The 19148-nt window shown below is 63.0% G+C and carries 22 protein-coding genes; 13 read left to right on the top strand and 9 right to left on the bottom strand.

The window, feature by feature from the left end; all coding sequences use genetic code 11:
- Positions 1–64 precede the first annotated feature (64 nt).
- From NKH89_RS25620 to NKH89_RS25595, 6 genes are all read right to left on the bottom strand, one after another.
- Positions 65–916 (bottom strand): citryl-CoA lyase, encoded by an 852-nt coding sequence (locus NKH89_RS25620; RefSeq protein ID WP_352483577.1) that lies wholly within the window; start codon positions 914–916, stop codon positions 65–67.
- Positions 917–935: 19 nt separating this feature from the next.
- Complete coding sequence (locus NKH89_RS25615) at positions 936–2120, bottom strand: CaiB/BaiF CoA transferase family protein (RefSeq protein WP_352642217.1); 1185 nt, start codon at positions 2118–2120, stop codon at positions 936–938.
- A 15-nt stretch (positions 2121–2135) separates the two neighbouring features.
- Positions 2136–3659, bottom strand: coding sequence for a tripartite tricarboxylate transporter permease (locus NKH89_RS25610; protein WP_352483579.1), 1524 nt, complete (start codon positions 3657–3659; stop codon positions 2136–2138).
- Between the two features lie 4 nt (positions 3660–3663).
- Entirely contained in the window at positions 3664–4197 is a 534-nt protein-coding gene (locus tag NKH89_RS25605; RefSeq protein ID WP_023718981.1) for a tripartite tricarboxylate transporter TctB family protein, read from the bottom strand.
- Positions 4198–4352: 155 nt separating this feature from the next.
- On the bottom strand, positions 4353–5330 hold the full coding sequence (locus NKH89_RS25600) for a Bug family tripartite tricarboxylate transporter substrate binding protein (RefSeq protein WP_352453995.1): 978 nt from the start codon (positions 5328–5330) through the stop codon (positions 4353–4355).
- Between the two features lie 203 nt (positions 5331–5533).
- Positions 5534–6073 (bottom strand): GNAT family N-acetyltransferase, encoded by a 540-nt coding sequence (locus NKH89_RS25595; protein WP_352483639.1) that lies wholly within the window; start codon positions 6071–6073, stop codon positions 5534–5536.
- Between the two features lie 229 nt (positions 6074–6302).
- Between NKH89_RS25595 and NKH89_RS25590 the strand changes: the two genes are divergently transcribed.
- The 4 genes from NKH89_RS25590 to NKH89_RS25575 all read left to right on the top strand — a co-directional run bounded on the left by NKH89_RS25590 (position 6303) and on the right by NKH89_RS25575 (position 9985).
- The gene (locus NKH89_RS25590) at positions 6303–6758 is read left to right on the top strand and encodes a DUF2214 family protein (RefSeq protein WP_023718978.1); all 456 of its coding nucleotides are present in this window, start codon (positions 6303–6305) and stop codon (positions 6756–6758) included.
- A gap of 184 nt (positions 6759–6942) precedes the next feature.
- Positions 6943–7920, top strand: coding sequence for a tripartite tricarboxylate transporter substrate-binding protein (locus tag NKH89_RS25585; protein ID WP_023718977.1), 978 nt, complete (start codon positions 6943–6945; stop codon positions 7918–7920).
- Between the two features lie 76 nt (positions 7921–7996).
- The gene (locus tag NKH89_RS25580) at positions 7997–8464 is read left to right on the top strand and encodes a tripartite tricarboxylate transporter TctB family protein (protein ID WP_023718976.1); all 468 of its coding nucleotides are present in this window, start codon (positions 7997–7999) and stop codon (positions 8462–8464) included.
- Between the two features lie 9 nt (positions 8465–8473).
- Positions 8474–9985, top strand: coding sequence for a tripartite tricarboxylate transporter permease (locus tag NKH89_RS25575; RefSeq protein WP_023718975.1), 1512 nt, complete (start codon positions 8474–8476; stop codon positions 9983–9985).
- Positions 9986–10019: 34 nt separating this feature from the next.
- On the opposite strand, the gene nth is transcribed toward NKH89_RS25575, so the two are convergent.
- Positions 10020–10841 carry an endonuclease III gene (nth, locus tag NKH89_RS25570; protein WP_023718974.1) on the bottom strand — a complete coding sequence of 274 codons (822 nt, stop codon included), beginning with the start codon at positions 10839–10841 and terminating at the stop codon, positions 10020–10022.
- A gap of 22 nt (positions 10842–10863) precedes the next feature.
- Between nth and NKH89_RS25565 the strand changes: the two genes are divergently transcribed.
- Positions 10864–11358 (top strand): DUF2244 domain-containing protein, encoded by a 495-nt coding sequence (locus NKH89_RS25565; protein WP_023718973.1) that lies wholly within the window; start codon positions 10864–10866, stop codon positions 11356–11358.
- Positions 11359–11361: 3 nt separating this feature from the next.
- On the opposite strand, the gene NKH89_RS25560 is transcribed toward NKH89_RS25565, so the two are convergent.
- The gene (locus tag NKH89_RS25560; protein ID WP_023718972.1) at positions 11362–12177 is read right to left on the bottom strand and encodes a class I SAM-dependent methyltransferase; all 816 of its coding nucleotides are present in this window, start codon (positions 12175–12177) and stop codon (positions 11362–11364) included.
- A gap of 114 nt (positions 12178–12291) precedes the next feature.
- Between NKH89_RS25560 and NKH89_RS25555 the strand changes: the two genes are divergently transcribed.
- From NKH89_RS25555 to NKH89_RS25530, 6 genes are all read left to right on the top strand, one after another.
- Complete coding sequence (locus NKH89_RS25555) at positions 12292–13185, top strand: methylated-DNA--[protein]-cysteine S-methyltransferase (RefSeq protein ID WP_023718971.1); 894 nt, start codon at positions 12292–12294, stop codon at positions 13183–13185.
- A 112-nt stretch (positions 13186–13297) separates the two neighbouring features.
- Positions 13298–14206, top strand: coding sequence for a ribokinase (locus tag NKH89_RS25550; RefSeq protein ID WP_023718970.1), 909 nt, complete (start codon positions 13298–13300; stop codon positions 14204–14206).
- A 6-nt stretch (positions 14207–14212) separates the two neighbouring features.
- A complete protein-coding gene (locus NKH89_RS25545; RefSeq protein ID WP_352483582.1) occupies positions 14213–15673 on the top strand; it encodes an amidase in 1461 nt (486 codons plus the stop codon).
- A gap of 103 nt (positions 15674–15776) precedes the next feature.
- The gene (locus NKH89_RS25540) at positions 15777–16391 is read left to right on the top strand and encodes a LysE family translocator (protein ID WP_023675274.1); all 615 of its coding nucleotides are present in this window, start codon (positions 15777–15779) and stop codon (positions 16389–16391) included.
- Positions 16392–16489: 98 nt separating this feature from the next.
- Complete coding sequence (locus NKH89_RS25535) at positions 16490–16810, top strand: hypothetical protein (RefSeq protein ID WP_023718967.1); 321 nt, start codon at positions 16490–16492, stop codon at positions 16808–16810.
- Between the two features lie 249 nt (positions 16811–17059).
- Positions 17060–17293, top strand: coding sequence for a hypothetical protein (locus NKH89_RS25530; protein WP_352910480.1), 234 nt, complete (start codon positions 17060–17062; stop codon positions 17291–17293).
- A gap of 6 nt (positions 17294–17299) precedes the next feature.
- Here the strand turns inward: NKH89_RS25530 and NKH89_RS25525 are convergent, their stop codons facing one another.
- The gene (locus NKH89_RS25525; protein ID WP_352483583.1) at positions 17300–18241 is read right to left on the bottom strand and encodes a nucleoside hydrolase; all 942 of its coding nucleotides are present in this window, start codon (positions 18239–18241) and stop codon (positions 17300–17302) included.
- A 144-nt stretch (positions 18242–18385) separates the two neighbouring features.
- Here NKH89_RS25525 and NKH89_RS25520 point away from each other — a divergent pair, with 144 nt between their 5' ends.
- Positions 18386–18811, top strand: coding sequence for an Hsp20 family protein (locus tag NKH89_RS25520; RefSeq protein WP_023718964.1), 426 nt, complete (start codon positions 18386–18388; stop codon positions 18809–18811).
- Positions 18812–18874: 63 nt separating this feature from the next.
- Positions 18875–19132 carry a BQ00720 family protein gene (locus tag NKH89_RS25515; protein ID WP_352483584.1) on the top strand — a complete coding sequence of 86 codons (258 nt, stop codon included), beginning with the start codon at positions 18875–18877 and terminating at the stop codon, positions 19130–19132.
- Positions 19133–19148: the final 16 nt, after the last annotated feature.

Genomic DNA, 19148 nt, shown 5'->3' with positions numbered 1-19148 from the left:
GGGTCTATCCCGACTCTATCGGGAATTGGCTCCAGCGCCCTCCGCTGTCGCTTGAACCGACATCTCACTGACTGCCTTCGTCTTCCTCGGGCAAAGGCCGCGCCGGCGTGCCGGTATAGGCCCACAGCCATTCGCGCGGCAGCGGCCCTTTGTTGCGGTCGCTTTCCTGCGACTGTTCCCATGCATGGGCCAGGATGCCGACCGAGCGCGACAGTACGAAAAGGCCTCGCGTCAGCGGCGGCGGGAAGCCGAGCTCTCCGTAGATGACGGCCGTGGCGCCGTCGATATTGAGCGGGATTTTTTTGCCCTTGCCCCGCGCAACTTCCGCCTCGACCATCTCGGCGATGTCGGCGAAGCGCCCGCTGACGACGCCGCGCGCGGCAAAGTCGCGGGTCAGTTCGATGAGGCGCGGCGCCCGCGGGTCGACCGGGTGGAAGCGGTGGCCCAGCCCCGGCACATAGCCGTCTTCCCCAGCAAGGACACGATCAACCCGCGCCGACACCGCGTCCGCGAGCGGCACGCCGGCGTCCAGTTCGGCGGCGATGTCTCCGTAGAAGGAGAGCGCCTGTTCGCCGGCGCCTCCATGCACGTCGCCAAGCACGTTGACGGCCGACGCCATGGCGCTGTTGATGCCGACACCGCACGTGATCGCCATGCGGGCGATGGCGATGGACGGCGCCTGCGGCCCATGGTCGACGGCGGCACCCAGCGCGATGCCAAGCAGCGCCGCCTGCTCCTCGCTCGGCAGTTCGCCGCGCAGCATCAGCCAGATCATTGCCGGAAAGCTGACGCGGCCGATCAGATCCTGGATCTCATAGCCGCGCAGCCGGATGACGCCGGGCCGCATCTCGATGATGCCGGTCTGCCACCATTCCTCGCCGCGCGCGCGGCCAGTCTTGTTTTCCGTGTCGCTCATGCCTTCTTTTCCGTGCCGCTCATGCCTTCGCTCTTTTCTTGGCGCGTGGCGGCAAACCGGCAAAAACCTCGTCCATATGCTCGCCGAGCCCCGGCGGCGGCCTGCTCGGCAAAGGTGCCTCGCCATCGACCATGAAGCCGCCGCGCACCACGATCAGCGGCCGGTCCATCCCGGACACAGCCTGGAAGCGCGCCGTCATGCCGCGCTGGATCACCTGTTGCTCTTGCAGTACCTGCGGGATTGTCAGCACCCGGCCTGCCGGCACGCCGGCGCGATTGAACGTCTCCTCCCAGGCGGCGGCAGAGCCGCTCGCCAAGGCATCCTCGATCAGCGCTTTCAATGCAATGCGGTTCTGCTTGCGCGTTTCGCGCTCGGCAAAGCGGACATCCGACGCCAGCTCCGGCCGATCGATCAACCGGCACAGTGTGACGAACTGCTCCTGCTTGTTGGCTGCGATGTTGAGCAAGCCGTCGCCGGTGCGAAACGCGCCAGACGGTGCGGCCGTCATGTTTTCATTGCCCATCGGCTGCGGCTCGACGTCCGCCGTCAGATAGTTCGACACCGGCCAGCCGAGCGCAGAAAGCGTGCATTCGAGCATAGAGACGTCGAGGAACGCACCCTCGCCTGTCGTCTTCTGCTTGACCAGCGCGGCGGTAATGGCGAACGCCCCGACCAGCCCGCCAAGCGTATCGGCGACGGGATAGCCGACACGCAGCGGCGCCGTTTCCGGTGTACCGGTGATGCTCATGATGCCGGAAAGACCCTGGATGATCTGGTCATAGGCTGGATTGTCGCGCATCGGCCCGGTCTGGCCGAAGCCCGATATCGCACAATAGACAAGGCTTGGCCGGACCTCCTTCAGCCTGGCATGGCCAAGCCCCAGCCGGTCCATGACGCCGGGGCGGAAATTCTCGACCAGCGCGTCGGCCGAAGCGACCAGATCGAGGAAGCGTTCGCGGTCGGCCTCCTGCTTGAGATCGAGCGCCACCGAGCGTTTGCCGGCATTCTGCGCCAGGAACGAAGCGCCCATGCCCACCCGGTTGAGCTCCGGCGAGGCGCCAAGCTGGCGCGCCAGATCACCGCCTTGCGGCGTCTCGACCTTGATGACGTCGGCCCCGAGCAATGCCAGCTGGTAGGCGCAATAGGGGCCGGCCAGCACATTGGTCAGGTCAAGGATGCGGATGCCGGAAAGCAGGTCTGTCATGACGTCACGAACAGCTCAGGCATCGCCCGGCACGTGCTCCGGTCCGCGCATGCGCCTGTGCTCGATGTAGGCCCAGATATGCGGTCCAACCAACCCGATGAAGGCCAGCGTCAGCAGCGTCAGCGACAGCGGATGCTTGTAGAACACCGTCCAATCGCCGTTCGAGATGGTCATCGCGCGGCGGAACTGCGTTTCGGCAAGCGGCCCGAGAATCATGCCGATGATGACTGGCGCGGTCGGGAAATCGAAACGCCGCATCAGGAAGCCGGCGGCACCGAGCAGATAGAGGATGATGAGGTCGATCGGCGATTGCGAAATGCCGTAGGTGCCGACCGTGGCGAACACCAGAATGCCGGCATAGAGCTGCGGCGCCGGAATCTTCAGTAATCGCACCCAGAGCCCGATCAGCGGCAGGTTGAGGACGACGAGGATGACATTGGCGATGAACAGGCTGGCGATCAGCCCCCACACCAGGTCGGCCTGCGTCGTCAGCAGCAGCGGCCCCGGATTGATGCCGTAGCTCTGAAATGCCGACAGCATGATCGCGGCCGTCGCCGAGGTCGGCAGGCCGAGCGTCAGCATCGGCACCAGCACGCCGGCGGCGGATGCATTATTGGCCGCTTCCGGCCCGGCAACGCCCTCGATGGCACCGACCGTGCCGAACTCCTCCTTGTGTCTGGAGAGTTTCTTCTCGATGGCATAGGAGAGGAAGGTCGGGATTTCGGCGCCGCCGGCCGGCATGGCGCCGATCGGGAAGCCGATCAGGGAGCCGCGCAGCCATGGCCTCCACGAGCGCGACCATTCAGCCGCGGTCATGTAGAGCGACCCTTTCAACGGCACGATGTCGTCCTTGCCGGCATAGCGGCGCGAGGCCATGTAAAGCGTCTCGCCAACGGCGAACAGGCCAACGGCGACGACGATGACGTCGACGCCGTCCAACAATTCGCTCATGCCGAAGGTGAAGCGCGGCTGCCCCGTCTGCAGATCGACGCCTATCATGCCGACGACGAAGCCGACGAACAGGCTGGTCAGGCCGCGCACCGACGACGAGCCGAGCACCGCCGAAACCGTGATGAAGGCCAGCACCATTAGCGAGAAATATTCGGCCGGACCGAAAGCCAGCGCGAATTTGACGACGATCGGCGCCAGGAAGGCAACGCCGATCGTGCCCAGCGTGCCGGCGACGAAGGAGCCGATCGCCGAGGTTGCCAAGGCCGCACCGCCACGGCCGGAGCGGGCCATCCGGTTGCCTTCCAGCGCGGTGACGATAGTGGCGCTTTCGCCAGGCGTGTTGAGCAGGATCGATGTCGTCGAGCCGCCATACATGGCGCCGTAATAGATGCCGGCAAACAGGATGAACGACGCCTCCGGCGCCACCTGGTAGGTGATCGGCAACAGCAACGCGATGGTCAATGCCGGTCCGAGGCCGGGCAGCACGCCGATCGCAGTCCCCAGCGTGGTGCCGACCAGGCACCATATGAGATTGATCGGCGAGAAGGCGACCGAAAATCCGTGCGCGAGATGGCCGAGCGTTTCCATGGCGTCAGCCCCTCAGCACGGCAACGACCGAATCGACGATCGCGTTCAGCTGGTTTTCGATGAAGCCGGCGCCGATATTGACGCCGAGTGCCCTGGCAAAGCCGAAATAGGCGGCCAGCGCCAGGATCAGACCGAGCAGCACGTCACGCAGCGGACGCCGGCTGCCGAAACCGTGGCAGATGAGAACGAACATGATGACAGATGCGGCGGTAAAGCCGAGCGGCTGGATCAGCACGAGGTTGGCGATCAGTCCGAGGACGACGATGCCCATCGCCTTCCAGTCGGTCGGCGTCTCCTTTTCGTCCTCCGGCTGCCATCCGCCCCGCAAGGCGGCAATGATGAGCAGCAGCGACAGGATCACCATCCCCGTCATGGTGATGTAGGGAAAGACGGTCGGACCGACCTTGGAATAGAGCGGCGACACCGGGATTGCCAGCGTCTGCCAGGCAACCGCACCCGCACAGGCGAGGAGCCCAACGCCGATCAGCAGTTCGGGCACTGCAAGGCGCGGCGGCGCCTGCTGGTCGCTGGTGCTCATCATCGTCCTCCCAATGTCGGTCCCTTGGGGCCGGTTCTCCTTGGACCGGTCTCACTCGGCCGATCTCGGCGTAGTTTCACCTCCGGCGCCGCGTATGTCCATGCGGCTGGCGAAAGTCGGCAAGGGTTGGCGCAGGCCGCGCCTTGCCGAGAGCATCACGCCAAGCCGAGGTCCTTGAGGATCGTCCCGATGCGGGCCGTGTCTTCGGCGACGAATTTCGCATAGTCGTCACCGGTGAGCAGGATCTGCGTCCAGTTGCGGTTCTTGCATTCGGTGGCCCAGGCGTCGCTCTTGGCCATCGTCTCGATCAGCTTGATCATTGCTGCCTTGTCGGCGTCCGAGACGCCGGGCGGCGCGAAGACGCCGCGCCAGTTGAACAGCTCGACGTCGATGCCGGCTTCCTTCATGGTCGGAGCATCGATGCCCTCCTGGCGTTTGTCGGCAGATATCGCCAGCAGCCGCAGCGCGCCCGCCTTGACCTGTTCGGCGAACTCGCCATAGCCCGAGATGCCGGCCGCGACCTGGTTGCCGAGCAGCGCCGACAGCGCCTCGCCGCCGCCGGCGAACGGCACATAGGACAGGTTGGTTGCAGGAACACCGACGGTCTTGGCGATGAGGCCGAACAAGATGTGGTCCGAGCCGCCGGCCGAACCGCCGGCGACTGGAACCTGCGTCGGGTCGGCCTTGAGGGCGGCAACGAAGTCGGCCGCAGTCTTGAACGGCGAGGCGGCCGGCACCACAAGCGCCTCGAACTCGCCGGTAAGGCGGGCGATCGGGGTGACCTCGGTAAGGTTGTTGGCCGCCTTGTTGGCGATGATGGCGCCGACCATGACCATGCCAGCCACCATCAGCGCATTGCCCTTGCCCTTCCACTGGTTGACGAACTGCGGCAGGCCGACGGTGCCACCGGCGCCGCCGACATTGGTGATCTGCGAGCCGGAGATCAGCTTTTCACTGCGCAGCACCTGGTCCATGGCGCGCGCCGTCTGGTCCCAACCGCCGCCCGGCGCCGCCGGCACGAAAATCTGCAGCTGCGGTGCGTCCTGCGCGAAAGCGGGGATAAAATGCGATGCCGCGAGCCCGGCAGCACCTGCCGCCGCGGTGCTCATCAAGAATCTGCGTCTGTTCAGCATGGGATTCCTCCAAATCGCGACACCTCCTCCGGTGCCTGCCAGAAACGTAGCCTGAATTCAGACCCGCTCGATAAAATTCATGCAGAGTTTGCGTCATCCTGTCAAAGACAGAACACTCCCCATGCGCCACAATCGGCCCGTGCGATGTTCAGGCTGGCGAACTCGACGCCCGACGACGGCAGGCAGTGCCCAGACAGCATCCGTCAGGGCTGCCGCTGCAGCAGGATGGTCGGCTTGTCTTGATAGACGGTTCGCAGCACTTCGCCATAACCGCATTTTGCCGCGACGTTCAGCGAGCCGGTGTTTTCCGGATCGATGATGCAGACGGTCTTCGCGGCTGCAAATGCCTCATCGCCCCAGGCAAGCACCCGTGCGACGACTTCGCTGGCCAACCCCTGGCCATGCACGCCCGAAACCAGAGCCCATCCGGCCTCCGGAATGCCCTCGATCGACGGCGTCATGTCGCGTTTCAGATCGTGGAAGCCGGCCTCGCCGATGAAGCGGCTGGTCGCCTTTTCCTCGACCGCCCAGAAGCCGTAGCCCAGAAGCGACCACAGGCCGGCATGGCGCAGGAAACGCATCCAGCTTTCCTCCCGCGTGCGCGGCTTGCCGCCGATAAAACGGGTGACGACGGGATCGGCCCACATTGCGACATAGGCGTCGAAATCGTCCAGCCGGTGCGGTCGCAGGACCGTGCGAGAGGTCTCAATCACTGGGGCGACAATTGTCTGCGGACTGGTCATGGTCATGCCTCGGTTGTGTTGCCGGTGTGCCTAATGCCGGTCATCCAACGGTTAGGACAGCGACATGCATGAAATGGGGAATCAAAATCCGTTGCGTAAAACAAGAACCAAGGCTGTGTAGATCATCTTCCAGGCTGATGTGAATCCCGCCAAGCGGTGTTAGTTTTTCGCCAGTATTTGGTTCACTGCGTTCGGTTTCGGCGCTGCCGTCCGACAGAGGGGAAACAGCATGGACACCACCGACCTTGTGCTTGCCATCTTCCATCATCTGCTGGTGTTTTCGCTGGCAGGCATCATCGGCGCCGAATTCGTCCTGATCCGCAGCGACCTGTCCGCCGCGACGCTGAAGCGGCTTGTCGGTATCGATCGCCATTACGGCATCATTGCCATGCTGATCATCGTCGTCGGCATCGGCCGCGTCATCTATGGTCTCAAGGGCTGGGAATTCTACGTCTACAACTGGATGTTCTGGGCAAAGATGGCCGCTTTCGCAATTGTCGGCCTGTTGTCGATTATCCCGACCGTCCGATTCCTGTCCTGGAGCAGGCAGGCGAGCGCCAGTCCCGGCTTCCAGGTGCCTGCGGCGGAGCTAGCGTCCGTTCGCACCTATGTCCGCACCGAGGCATTCATCTTCCTGTTGATCCCGGTGTTCGCGGCGGCGATGGCGCGCGGCTACGGCTATTAAGATAGGTCGGAGGAAGGGCATCGCGCGGCCCGACCTTTCCACTCATTTGCGCGGACAAACGTGCAGTTTGCCGTTTGAGGCGATTGTCATTTGTCGGGTTGCGCTAGTTATTGCTCCATCTACATTCGGTTTGAGAGGAACTCCGCGCAGCGGTTGGTAATTCGTATTCTGGGAGGAAATCACGATGAGAAAATTCGTCGCCGCGCTGGCTGCCGTTGCGGTCGCCATGCTTTACCCGTTGGCCGCGGGCGCGCAGACGTACCCCGAACGCACCATCACCGTTGTCGTGCCGTTTTCGGCCGGCGGCCCAACCGACACCGTCACGCGTCTTGTCGCGGAAGCCATGTCGAAGGACCTCGGCCAGCAGGTCATCGTCGAGAATGTCGGCGGCGCCGGCGGCACGCTAGGCGCCGGCCGCGTCGCGAATGCCGATCCTGACGGCTATACGCTGCTCCTGCATCACATCGGCATGGCGACCAGCGCGACGCTGTATAGGAACCTCGCCTACGACACGCTGAACGCGTTCGAATATATCGGTCTCGTCACAGAAGTGCCGATGACCATCGTCGGCCGCAAGGATCTCGAGCCGACCGATCTGAAGGGACTGGTCGACTATGCCAAGGCCAACAAGGACACCGTCACCGTCGCCAATGCCGGGATAGGCGCGGCCTCGCATCTGTGCGGCATGCTGTTCATGAGCGCCATCGGCACGCCGCTGGTCACCGTTCCCTACAAAGGCACTGGCCCGGCCATGACCGACCTTCTCGGCGGCCAGGTCGACATCATGTGCGACCAGACGACCAACACCACCAAGCAGATCCAGGGCGGCACGATCAAGGGCTATGCCGTAACCTCGGCGCAACGCCTCGACGTGCTTCCGGACGTGCCGACAACGACGGAAGCCGGCCTTCCGCAGGTGCAGGTCGGCATCTGGCACGGAATCTATGCACCCAAGGGCACGCCGGCCGAGATCACCGAGCGCCTGTCGAAATCGCTGCAGGTGGCGCTGAAGGATCAGAACGTCGTCGCCCGCTTTGCCGAACTCGGCACCAAGCCGTCGCCCGAGGCCGACGCCACGCCGGCCGCGCTCAAGGCCAAGCTGGAAAGTGAGATCGCGCGGTGGAAGCCTATCATCGAAGCGGCCGGCCAGTACGCCGACTAAAGCTTGAACGGGGCGCCACCAGCGCCCCGTTTTTACACGGCATGGGCAAGCCCGCGGCGCGGCCCGGGAGGACGTCATGAAACCGTTCGCAATCGACAGAACCAACGGCATTTGCGCAGCGCTGTTCATCTTCCTCGGCGCATTTTTCGCGCTGCAGTCGCTCGGCCTCGAAATCGGCACCGCCTTCCGTATGGGACCGGGCTATTTCCCGCTGGTGCTGGCGATCGTGCTGATCCTGCTTGGCGCCGTCATCCTCGTCCAAGCGGTGCGTTTCGAGAGCGACCCGATCGGCCACATCGCGTGGCGCGGCATGCTGTTCATTCTGCCCGCTCCGATCTTCTTCGGCCTGACGGTGCGCGGCCTCGGCTTTATCCCCTCGATCTTCCTGACGGCGCTAATCGCATCGTTCGGCAGCGGCCGTATGAAGCCGCTGACCGCGCTCGTGCTGTCGGCCGGCCTGACGCTGTTCGCATTCGTCGTCTTCAGCTACGCACTCGGCCTGCCGTTCCGGCGTTTCGGCCCGTGGCTGCCCCTATCATTGTGAGGAGATGAAATGGAACTCCTCAACAATCTCGCACTCGGCTTTTCGACGGCCACATCTTTGGCAAACCTCGGTTTCTGCCTGATCGGCGTCCTTCTCGGCACGCTGATTGGTGTCCTGCCCGGCATCGGCGCCACCGCAACCATTGCCATGCTGTTGCCGATCACCTTCCAGATCGGCGATCCGGTTTCCTCCCTCATCATGCTCGCCGGCATCTATTACGGCGCGCAGTATGGCGGTTCGACTACCGCCATCCTCATCAACATGCCCGGCGAATCTTCGTCGGCCGTCACCGCCATCGACGGCTACCAAATGGCCAGGAACGGTCGCGCCGGGGCGGCACTGGCGACCGCGGCGATAGGCTCGTTCTTTGCCGGCACGGTGTCGACCTTCCTCGTCGCCATCTTTGCCCCACCGCTGACGGCGATAGCGCTGAGATTCGGCGCAGCCGAGTATTTTTCGCTGATGATTGTCGGCCTGGTCTCGTCCGTCGCGCTCGCCCACGGCTCGATCGTCAAGGCACTGGCCATGGTCGTGCTCGGCCTGCTGCTCGGACTTGTCGGCACGGATATCTACACCGGCACGCCCCGCTTCACGCTCGGCATCCGCGAATATGCCGACGGGCTGAATTTCGTCGCAGTGGCGGTCGGTGTCTTCGGCGTCGCCGAGATACTGCGCAACCTCGAAAACGAGCATGAGCGTTCCGTGCTGATCCGAAAGATCTCCGGCCTTATGCCGACCCGCGAAGATTTTCGGCGCATGGCGGCCCCCATCGTGCGCGGAACAATCATCGGTTCGGCGCTCGGCATCCTGCCGGGAGGCGGCGCGATCCTTGCCGCCTTTGCCTCCTACACCGTCGAAAAACGTGTCTCGAAAAGTCCGGGGGAATTCGGCAAAGGCGCAATCGAAGGCGTCGCCGGACCGGAATCGGCCAACAATGCCGGCGCACAAACCTCCTTTATCCCGATGCTGACGCTCGGCATTCCGGCCAACCCGGTAATGGCGCTGATGATCGGCGCGATGATCATCCAGGGCATCGTACCCGGCCCCAATGTTGCGATCGAACAGCCTGCACTGTTTTGGGGTATCATCACCTCGATGTGGATCGGCAATCTGATGCTGATCGTCTTGAATCTGCCGCTAATCGGGCTTTGGGTGAAACTGCTTACGATCCCGTATTACGTGCTCTTCCCGATCATCATGGCGTTCTGCTCGATCGGCGTTTACAGCGTCAACACCAACGTCTACGACCTCTATGCAGTCGCACTCTTCGGCTTGCTTGGCTATCTCCTGACCAAGCTGCGCTGCGAACCCGCGCCGCTGCTGCTTGGCTTCGTGCTCGGCCCGCTGCTCGAGGAAAACCTGCGCCGCGCCATGATCCTCTCTCGCGGCGATCCGAGTACCTTCGTGACGAGACCGATCAGCGCCAGCCTGCTCCTCATCGCGCTCGCCGTGCTCGTCATCGTGTTTCTCCCCGCGGTCAGGAAGAAGCGCGAGGAGGTGTTTGTCGAAGAGAGCTCCTGAACGTGGATGGCGCCACATAGGAGGAACTTCAGAGTCACTTGGCTGGCACTGATTCAGTAGCCGCCTCTACTGGCCCGAGCGGCGCGATCTCGACCAGTGGTGCAGGCACGCTGGTCGTCTTTTCCTTGGCCTTGCAGATATCGGCGATGACGCAGGCAGGGCAATCCGGCTTACGCGCCTTGCAGACATAGCGGCCGTGCAGGATCAGCCAATGATGCGCATGTCGCATATATTCGTCCGGAATGATCTTCAGGAATCCTTGCTCGACCTGTTCCGGCGTCTTGCCCGGCGCCAGGCCGAGCCTGTTGCCGATGCGGAAGATGTGCGTGTCGACCGCCATCGTATGCTGGCCGAAGGCGACGTTGAGCACGACATTGGCGGTCTTGCGGCCGACACCCGGCAGCTCGACCAGTTGATCGCGATCATCGGGCACCTTGCCGCCGTGGTCGCGGATCAGGGCTTCCGACAACGCGATGACATTCTTGGCCTTGTTGCGCCACAGCCCGATAGTGCGGATATGGTCGCCGAGCCTGGTCTCGCCCAGCGCCAGCATTTTCTGCGGCGTGTCGGCGATCTTGAACAGCGCCCGCGTCGCCCTGTTGACGCCGGCGTCCGTCGCCTGCGCCGAAAGCACCACCGCCACCAGCAGCGTGAAGGCGTTGATATGTTCGAGTTCGCCTCTCGGGTCCGGCCGCTGAACGGAAAAGCGCCGGAAAATCTCATGCACCTCGGCCGGGCTGTAAAGCGCCCGCGACCTCGCCGGCCGCGGACGCGGCTTGGCGTTCGAGCCGTCGCGGCGGCCGGGCAACAGGTCTTTTTTTAGCGCCGAAGAGTTTTTGGACTTGGGGCTTGTCATTGCTTTCCTATAATATTCTGTAATGAGCGACACAAACGCCTCATTTCAGGCCGACGAGCCATTCTTCCAGGCGCTGCTGATACCGCACCGGTCGCTGGGCAAGACCGGCTTTGTCATCCTGATGGGCGCATTGCTGTTCGGGTGGCTGGTGACCGGAGCGTTTTTCCTGTCGCGCGGCGCCTGGCCGGTGTTCGGCTTCTTCGGCCTCGATGTTATTGCCATCTATATCGCCTTCCGCGCCAATTATCGTGCCGCTCGGGCTCGCGAGGAGGTGTCGGTGTCTCGCACCAGCCTCGATATCCGCAAGACTGCCCCGTCAGGCAAATCGGAAGCACATCGCTTCAATCCGTTCTGGGCACGCTTTTCGATCGCCCGCCACACCGAAATCGGCATCACCAGAATGGCGGTCGAGGCGCAAGGAAAAACAGTCTCGATCGGTGGCTTCCTCAACCCCGACGACCGCGAAAGTTTTGCCACCGCATTTTCGCGCGCTCTGGCGACCGCCAAGGCGCGCTGACGATCAAAACCGAAATCTCAACAGCCTGCCGACCCTCCGAAGAGCCGGAACGTGGCTCCAGAGGCGAAAGACCAGTCCGGCGAACCAGCTCACACGGGCGGCATGTTCGGGTTTGTACGCCATCGTTTCCTCGACCAACCGCAGGCCGGGCACTGACCGTTCCAAGTCGCGCGGATCGTTGATCGCCCAGTGGAGTTCGGCTCCGGTGGCGCGGAACGACCGGTTGAGGCGCACGAGCTTTAGACCCAGGTCGCTGTAGGCATCGCAGATAAATTCGCCGCTGGCCAGATGCGACACAAGCCGCGAAACCAGTCTTGGGCCCTCGTCAGCGGCAAGGTAGGGGGTCAGGCCCTCCGCCACGACCATCGCCGGGCGATCGCCGGGCACTTCATCCAACCAGCCAGGCTCCGTGACGGATGATCCGATCAGGTGGTAATGCTCGCGCATCGGGTAGAGCTTGCGCCTGAGCTCGATGACTTCGGCGTAGTCGACGTCGAACCAGTCGACGCCGGCTGGCGGGTCGATACGGAATATTCGTGTGTCCAGCCCGCAGCCGAGATGCAGTACAATGGCGTTCGGGTTGTTCGCCAGAAAAGCCGAAACCCAGTCGTCCAGCGTCTTGGCCCGGATCGCCAGACCGACGCCGAGATTGTTGTCGACCTTGAGCCGCGAGAAATCGTAGTCGATGCGGCGAACCGCCTCGTCCGCAAAGCGGTCTTTCAGCAGCGAGTTGGGAAGCCGGCTTTCCAGCGCCTTGCCGTAGACGGTGATCAGCAGCGTTTCTTTTTCCTTGGTCAGCTGCATCTTCTCGCCGGCCATGATTGTCCTCCCCATTCAAAGCCAACTCTATCTGGGTACATGCTGCGGGAAAGCAAGTTTCGGGTGGTGATCGGCGCCGCGAAGGACGATATTCGCACTCAAGGAGATACTACCATGAACGCCCAAATGCCTCTCAAAACGACAGCAATCCTTCAGAAAGACATCACGCCTGAAGGCGGCGACTACGAAATCGTCCGTCGTGCCATCGAAAAGATCAGCCTCGACTATCGCGACCAGCCTTCGTTGGAAGTGCTGGCCGAGGAGGTCGGCGAGACGCCGACCGGGCTGCAGAAGCTGTTCACCCGCTGGGCCGGCCTGTCGCCGAAGGCTTTTCTGCAGGCCGTCACCCTCGATCATGCGCGCAAACTGCTGGATTCCGGCATGCCGCTGCTGGAAACTTCGTTCGAACTCGGCATGTCCGGCCCAGGCCGGCTGCACGATCTGTTCGTCACCCATGAAGCGATGTCGCCGGGCGACTACAAGACCCGCGGCGCAGGGCTCACCATCCGCTACGGCTATCATATCTCGCCTTTCGGCATCGCTTTGATCATGGTGACGGACCGCGGCCTTGCCGGCCTCGCCTTCAACGACCCCGGCGGCGAGCGCGCGGCCTTTGCCGACATGTCCAGCCGCTGGCCGAATGCGACCTATGTCGAGGACATGGCGGCGACGGCGCCCTATGCCGCGCGCATCTTCGATCCGACGCTGTGGCGCGCCGACCAGCCGCTGCGCGTCGTCATGATCGGCACCGACTTCCAGGTCCGCGTCTGGGAGGCCTTGCTGCGCATTCCGATGGGCAAGGCCTGCACCTATTCCTCGATCGCCGCGCGCATCGGCGCACCGAGCGCCAGCCGGGCTGTCGGTGCCGCGGTCGGTGCCAATCCGATGTCCTTCGTCGTGCCGTGCCACCGGGCTCTCGGCAAGTCCGGCGCGCTCACCGGCTACCATTGGGGCCTGACGCGCAAACGCGCCATCCTCGGCTGGGAGGCGGGACAAGTCTCTTCTTGAATAGCCAACGAATGGAACGATAGGAGCGAAGGGCCCCGAGGGTGACAAGCAGCGATCTTACGGAGTAGCTTCCCGCGCAATTAGAGTGACATGCGCTAGCGGGAGGCACTTCTTGATCGTCGTCATCGGTTCCATCAATCTCGACCTCATCGCCAGTGTCGACCGCTTGCCCGGTCCCGGCGAAACGGTGCGCGGCTCCGGTTTCGCCACCGCCCCCGGCGGCAAGGGAGCCAACCAGGCGCTGGCCGCCGCCCGCGCCGGCGCCAAGGTGCGCATGGTCGGCGCGGTCGGCAAGGACAGCTTCGCCGGCGAGGCTTTGGCGCTGCTGCGCGACGGCAAGATCGACCTGTCCGGCGTCGGCGAGACCTTTGCCTCGACGGGTACCGCGTTGATCATGGTCGGCGCCGACGGCGAGAACGTGATCGCCGTCGTGGCGGGCGCCAATGATTCGGTCGTGCCGGGTGACCTTTCCAAGGCTTTCCTGAAAAACGGCGATGTCGTGCTGCTGCAGTTGGAGGTCCCGTTGCAAACGGTCGAGACAGCGCTTGACGCGGCAAGGACGGCCAACGCGGTCACCGTGCTCAACACCGCACCTTTCCACGGCGACGCGGCCGGCTTCCTCGGCAAGGCCGACTATCTCGTCGCCAACGAGACCGAGTTCGACCTCTATGGTGAGGCGCTGTCGTTGAGTGGCCGCGACCGCCCGGCACGGATGCGCGACTATGCCTCGAGAACTGGCCGCACCATCGTCGTCACGCTTGGCCCAGACGGCGTTCTCGCCGCGACGCCGGACGATCTCCTGATGGTTCCGGCGCTGAAGATCACTCCGCTCGACACGGTCGGCGCCGGCGACACGTTCTGCGGCTATTTTGCTGCCGGACTGGCGGCAGGCCTGCCGCTCGACCAGGCGCTTGCCCGCGCTGCCGCAGCCGGTTCGCTGGCCTGCCTGAAAGCCGGCGCCCAGCCTGCCATCCCGCTGGCCAGGGATGTCGACGCCGCCATGCCGACATCTGCCGGCTGAAGCGCGATGACAGCCACGCGCCCGACCACCAGGCATGCCGTGCCGCCCGCCGGCGACATCTGCCGCCTGTCCGCCGTGGAACTGGCCGACAGGATCAGGCGCCGGCAGCTTTCGGTGCGCGAAGTGATCGCTGCATTCCTGGACCGGATCGAGGCGGTGAACCCACAGGTCAACGCCATCGTTTCATTGCGTGAGCGTGCCGACATCCTGCGCGAGGCCGACGAGGCAGACGCTCATTTGGCGCGAGGAGCAGATACCGGATCGCTGTTCGGTCTGCCGATCGCGATCAAGGATCTTGCGCTGACAAAAGGCCTGAGAACCACCTTCGGCTCGCCGATCTTCGCCGATTTCGTGCCTGAGGAAGACGACTTCTTCGTCGAGCGTGTTCGGCAGGCCGGCGCCATCATCATCGGCAAGACCAACGTTCCCCAATTCGGGCTCGGCTCCAACACCTACAATACCGTGTTTGGACAGACGCTCAACGCGTTCGACCCAGCGCTGACCGCCGGCGGCTCGAGCGGCGGCGCGGCGGTCGCGCTGGCGCTCGACATGGTTCCCATTGCCGATGGCAGCGACTTCGGCGGTTCGCTGCGCAATCCCGCTGCCTACAACAATGTCTATGGCTTCCGCCCGTCGCAGGGATTGGTACCGGCCGGCCCTGATCTTGATGTGTTTCATGCGCAAATGGGCGTCGAAGGGCCGATGGGGCGTAACGTGCGCGACATCGCCCTGCTGCTCGACGTTCAGGCCGGCTATCATCCTCGCGCGCCGCTGTCGCATGATAAGCCAGGCTCGTTCCTCGAAGGGCTGGAATCGCGGGCGGCCGGCGGGCGCATCGCCTGGCTCGGCGATCTTGACGGTCATCTGCCGATTGAAGCAGGCATTCTACAGCTTTGCGAGGCAGCACTCGGCCGATTAGCGGATCTATCCTTCGAGGCCGAGCCGCTGATGCCGGAATTCGAGTTCGAAGCGCTGTGGCAGGCCTTTGTAACGCTTCGCCAGGCGAGCAGCGGTTGTGCGCTCAAGGTGCATTACGACGATCCCTTGAAACGCCGCCTTCTCAAGCCGGAGGCCGTGTGGGAAGTGGAACATGCACTGGGCCTCACCGCACCGCAGATCCACGCCGCCACGGTGAGGCGCTCGTCATGGCACAAAACCCTGCTGTCGCTCTTCGATCGATTCGATCTCATCGCGCTGCCGACCGCGCAGGTCTTCCCTTTCGAGGTCTCCACCCACTGGCCAAGGGAAGTGGCCGGGCGTGCCATGGACAGCTATCATCGCTGGATGCAGGTTTCAGCGTTCGCCACGCTCGGCGGCTGCCCGGCGATCAATGTGCCGGTGGGCTTCGACCCCAAGGGCAGGCCGATGGGCATGCAATTGATCGGGCGGCCACGCGCTGACCTCTCGGTGCTGGGGGCGGCTGCCGCCTATGAGGCAACGCTACCATGGCAGGCCGGCGCCTGCTGAAATCAGCTCCGCATTGTCGGCGCCTCGCCGGCTTGCACGCAACTCATCGCCATGCATTGATCGCGACAGCGCGCCGCACGAGCGGCATTCTGCGGAGGGAAAAATGTCGCTGGAACTCTACGCCACCTACGTCGTCGCTTGCATCGTCATCATTCTTGTGCCGGGGCCGACGGTCACGCTGATCATCGCCAACAGCATCCGCCACGGCTCGCGCGCCGGCCTCGCCAATGTCGCCGGCACCCAGGCCGGGCTGGCCATCATGATCGCCATCGTCGGCATCGGGCTGACCTCGCTTATCGCCGGCATGGGCCACTGGTTCGAATGGGTCCGGCTGATCGGCGCCGCCTACCTGATCTGGATGGGCGTGCAGATGTTCCGCTCGAAAGGCAAGCTGAACGCCGACGGATCGGCTAAAAAGCCGCGCGGCGGCTTCTTCCTGCAGGGCCTGCTGGTGGCGATCAGCAATCCGAAGACGCTGGTGTTCTTCGGCGCCTTCTTTCCGCAGTTCATCGCCCCCGAAGGCAATTACGCGTTACAGATCGGCGTCATGGGTCTCACCGCCATGATCTTCGCCGCCGTCTCGGATTCGACCTACGCGTTGGCCGCCGGCCGCGCCGGACGCCTGCTCTCGGCCGGCCGCGTCAAGCTCTTGTCGCGAATCAGCGGCAGCTTCCTGGTGGGCGGCGGCCTGTGGCTGGCGTTTTCCAAGGCGAAGTAACAGCCGCGAGCCGGGACGCAAATAGCAATCTCCTGGAACAGGAAGCCCGATTGAAAGTCAGCCTTCTGTGCACCACATGAATCGACAGTTGGGGATTCATGCCGGTGCCATGGACTTTTGTGGATGTGAAAAGGCACGCGATCGGCGTGATCCTGATTGTTGCTTTGTTTGCGGCGGTGTTGGCCCTCGATCCGCTCAAGTGGACGAATAACGCCAGCCCGATCCGCTCGGTGGACCCAATCGATGCAGCCGTCAAAAGTGCCCATTGGGGCAAAGGCCGAAGTGTCTACATGCTGGTCCTTGAAGACGGCTCATCTGTTTTCATCGACGACGATCGTCCGCGCCTGATCGGCTCGCACGTCGGCATCGAGCGCGTCACGCGCGACAATGGCTTTGTCTTCTACCGATTTCCAAATTGAACGGCGATCGATCAATGAAGCTGTTTTCGAAGGTAAACGAGTGACAGAGCTCTCTTCGAAGAAATCGCTCTTGAACAAAGCCCTTACGCTATTCAACTCTAAGTGATGGGGCCGACGAATCTTTCTCTTAGAAACCGCCTTCTTCTGCTTCGGGAAGAGTTTCGCGATACAGTCGTTGGCGTCGCTTTCTTTTGCTCATTCGCTCTTGTGGCCGCCGTGGCGATTGTAACAAGACAGAATAGCCCGATCATGGGCACGCAACGCATAGGAGGCATCGTCGAAGATGTTGCGACGATGCCTCATCCGAAAGGTTCCGTCGGCCATGGACTTTATTATAGATATGAAGTCCGTCTCCATGACGGCAACGCACTGGTATTTATCGATGGTGAGGTGGAGACGCCCCACATGATCGGATCGGAAGTCTCGATCGAACAACAGCACCGCAATAACGGCACCAGCACCTACCGCCTGCTCAATGACTGAGCGGCACTAAAGCCGCCCCAGCCTTTCCAGCAACAGCGCGAAAAACGCATCATGATCGATGTCGCGCATCACCATGGCGTTCTTCGGCCGCTTGGTCACTCCCCACCAGTCGATCACCGTCATGCCCATGGTGAGCTCCGAGGCAGTTTCCACGCTGACATTGCAGTTGCGGCCCTTGAACAGCTTCGGCTTCAACAGATAGGCGATGACGCAAGGATCGTGCAGCGGGCCGCCATCGGTGCCGTATTTCTCTTCGTCGAAGCGTTCGAAGAATTCCAGCATGTCCGCCGTCGCCGTGCCGACCCTGGTGCCGAGCTTGCGGAAAGCCTTCGTGCGCTTGGCGGTGGTCAGCGCCTTGTGGGTGACGTCGAGCGGCATCATCACGATCGGAATGTCGGATTTGAACACGACATCGGCGGCATGCGGGTCGACATAGATGTTGAACTCGGCAGTCGGCGTGACGTTGCCGCCCTCGAAGAAGCCGCCGCCCATCAGCACGATCTCCTTGATGCGCGGCGCGATTTTCGGCTCGCGGATCAGCGCCAGCGCAACATTGGTGAGCGGCCCGAGCGCGCAAAGCGTGATCGTGCCGGTCTCCTCCTTCATCAGCGTCTCGACGATGAAATCGACCGCATACTGATCCTGCAGCTTCATCTTTGGCTCAGGCAGTTGCGGTCCGTTGAGGCCGGTCTTGCCATGCACTTCCTCGGCGGTGACGAGTTCACGCGCCAGCGGCCGGATGGCGCCTGCATAGACCTTGACATCCGGCCGGCCGGCCAACTCGCAGATCTTGCGTGCGTTTTTTTCGGTGAGTTTCAGCGGCACGTTGCCGGCCACCGCGGTGATGCCGACGATCTCCAGCTCGGCGCTGCCGAGCGCCAGCAATATGGCGACGGCATCGTCCTGGCCGGGGTCAGTGTCGATGATGATCCTGCGGGATTGGGGCATTTCAATTCCTTGTTTTGGCAAGTCTTTTTGGGCGGGACGTGTGACGGCTTGAAGTCTGCCGGGCGGCGGACCATATCAAGACCATCGGGAAAAATGCCATCCGGGTTTTTCCACTTTATGTCGCTCTTGAGAGGACACTGTAACATGAGCCGAATGACGCCTTTTTCCAGCCCGCTTCTCCTCGGTTTCGATTCCATGGAAAAGACACTGGAGCGCTTGGCGAAGTCGGGTGACAGCTATCCTCCGTACAACATCGAGCGCCTCAGCGGTGCCGACGGCAAAACCGAAAGGCTGCGCATCACGCTCGCCGTCGCCGGTTTCGCGGAAAGCGATCTCGATGTCTCCACGGAGGAGAACCAGTTGGTCGTGCGCGGCCGTCAGAACGACGACACCGAGCGCGAATTCCTCCACCGCGGCATCGCCGCGCGCCAGTTCCAGCGCTGTTTCGTGCTGGCCGACGGCATGCGGGTGATTGCGGCGGAATTGAAGAACGGCCTCTTGTCGATCGATCTCGATCGGCCGGAGTCCGAACGGCTGGTACGAAAAATAAACATATCGGTGAAAGACTGAGTTTTGCCGATAGCTCTCATGCGGGATGGCCTTGAGCGGCGTCTCGCGGCAAGGAGGCTTGAAATGACCAGAACTGACGAAAATATCATCATGACCAGCGGCGAATTCGCTCATCTCGGCGAAGGTTCGGTCGCCTATCTCAGGAAAGTGTCGAGCGACGATCTGCGCGGCCGTTTCCCGGGCCTCGGCGAAATCGCGCCCGGGCTGGAACTGTGGGCCCTGTTTGCCGCCAACGGCCAGCCGATCCTGCTTTCGGATGCTCGCGACCGGGCGCTGGCCGGCGCCTTGGAAAACGATCTGACCCCCGTCGCTATCCACTAACAACACGGCGCGCCGA

Origin of the sequence: Mesorhizobium sp. M0923, assembly GCF_040319365.1 — a bacterium.
Taxonomy (GTDB): Bacteria; Pseudomonadota; Alphaproteobacteria; order Rhizobiales; family Rhizobiaceae; genus Mesorhizobium.
This window is presented reverse-complemented; position numbering and strand designations above follow the sequence as displayed.

Coding starts and splice junctions, on each gene's coding strand:
- NKH89_RS25620 (WP_352483577.1), bottom strand. CDS start 916: ATGAGCGACACGGAAAACAAGACTGGCCGCGCGCGCGGCGAGGAATGG.
- NKH89_RS25615 (WP_352642217.1), bottom strand. CDS start 2,120: ATGACAGACCTGCTTTCCGGCATCCGCATCCTTGACCTGACCAATGTG.
- NKH89_RS25610 (WP_352483579.1), bottom strand. CDS start 3,659: ATGGAAACGCTCGGCCATCTCGCGCACGGATTTTCGGTCGCCTTCTCG.
- NKH89_RS25605 (WP_023718981.1), bottom strand. CDS start 4,197: ATGAGCACCAGCGACCAGCAGGCGCCGCCGCGCCTTGCAGTGCCCGAA.
- NKH89_RS25600 (WP_352453995.1), bottom strand. CDS start 5,330: ATGCTGAACAGACGCAGATTCTTGATGAGCACCGCGGCGGCAGGTGCT.
- NKH89_RS25595 (WP_352483639.1), bottom strand. CDS start 6,073: ATGACCAGTCCGCAGACAATTGTCGCCCCAGTGATTGAGACCTCTCGC.
- NKH89_RS25590 (WP_023718978.1), top strand. CDS start 6,303: ATGGACACCACCGACCTTGTGCTTGCCATCTTCCATCATCTGCTGGTG.
- NKH89_RS25585 (WP_023718977.1), top strand. CDS start 6,943: ATGAGAAAATTCGTCGCCGCGCTGGCTGCCGTTGCGGTCGCCATGCTT.
- NKH89_RS25580 (WP_023718976.1), top strand. CDS start 7,997: ATGAAACCGTTCGCAATCGACAGAACCAACGGCATTTGCGCAGCGCTG.
- NKH89_RS25575 (WP_023718975.1), top strand. CDS start 8,474: ATGGAACTCCTCAACAATCTCGCACTCGGCTTTTCGACGGCCACATCT.
- nth (WP_023718974.1), bottom strand. CDS start 10,841: ATGACAAGCCCCAAGTCCAAAAACTCTTCGGCGCTAAAAAAAGACCTG.
- NKH89_RS25565 (WP_023718973.1), top strand. CDS start 10,864: ATGAGCGACACAAACGCCTCATTTCAGGCCGACGAGCCATTCTTCCAG.
- NKH89_RS25560 (WP_023718972.1), bottom strand. CDS start 12,177: ATGGCCGGCGAGAAGATGCAGCTGACCAAGGAAAAAGAAACGCTGCTG.
- NKH89_RS25555 (WP_023718971.1), top strand. CDS start 12,292: ATGAACGCCCAAATGCCTCTCAAAACGACAGCAATCCTTCAGAAAGAC.
- NKH89_RS25545 (WP_352483582.1), top strand. CDS start 14,213: ATGACAGCCACGCGCCCGACCACCAGGCATGCCGTGCCGCCCGCCGGC.
- NKH89_RS25540 (WP_023675274.1), top strand. CDS start 15,777: ATGTCGCTGGAACTCTACGCCACCTACGTCGTCGCTTGCATCGTCATC.
- NKH89_RS25535 (WP_023718967.1), top strand. CDS start 16,490: ATGCCGGTGCCATGGACTTTTGTGGATGTGAAAAGGCACGCGATCGGC.
- NKH89_RS25530 (WP_352910480.1), top strand. CDS start 17,060: ATGGGCACGCAACGCATAGGAGGCATCGTCGAAGATGTTGCGACGATG.
- NKH89_RS25525 (WP_352483583.1), bottom strand. CDS start 18,241: ATGCCCCAATCCCGCAGGATCATCATCGACACTGACCCCGGCCAGGAC.
- NKH89_RS25520 (WP_023718964.1), top strand. CDS start 18,386: ATGAGCCGAATGACGCCTTTTTCCAGCCCGCTTCTCCTCGGTTTCGAT.
- NKH89_RS25515 (WP_352483584.1), top strand. CDS start 18,875: ATGACCAGAACTGACGAAAATATCATCATGACCAGCGGCGAATTCGCT.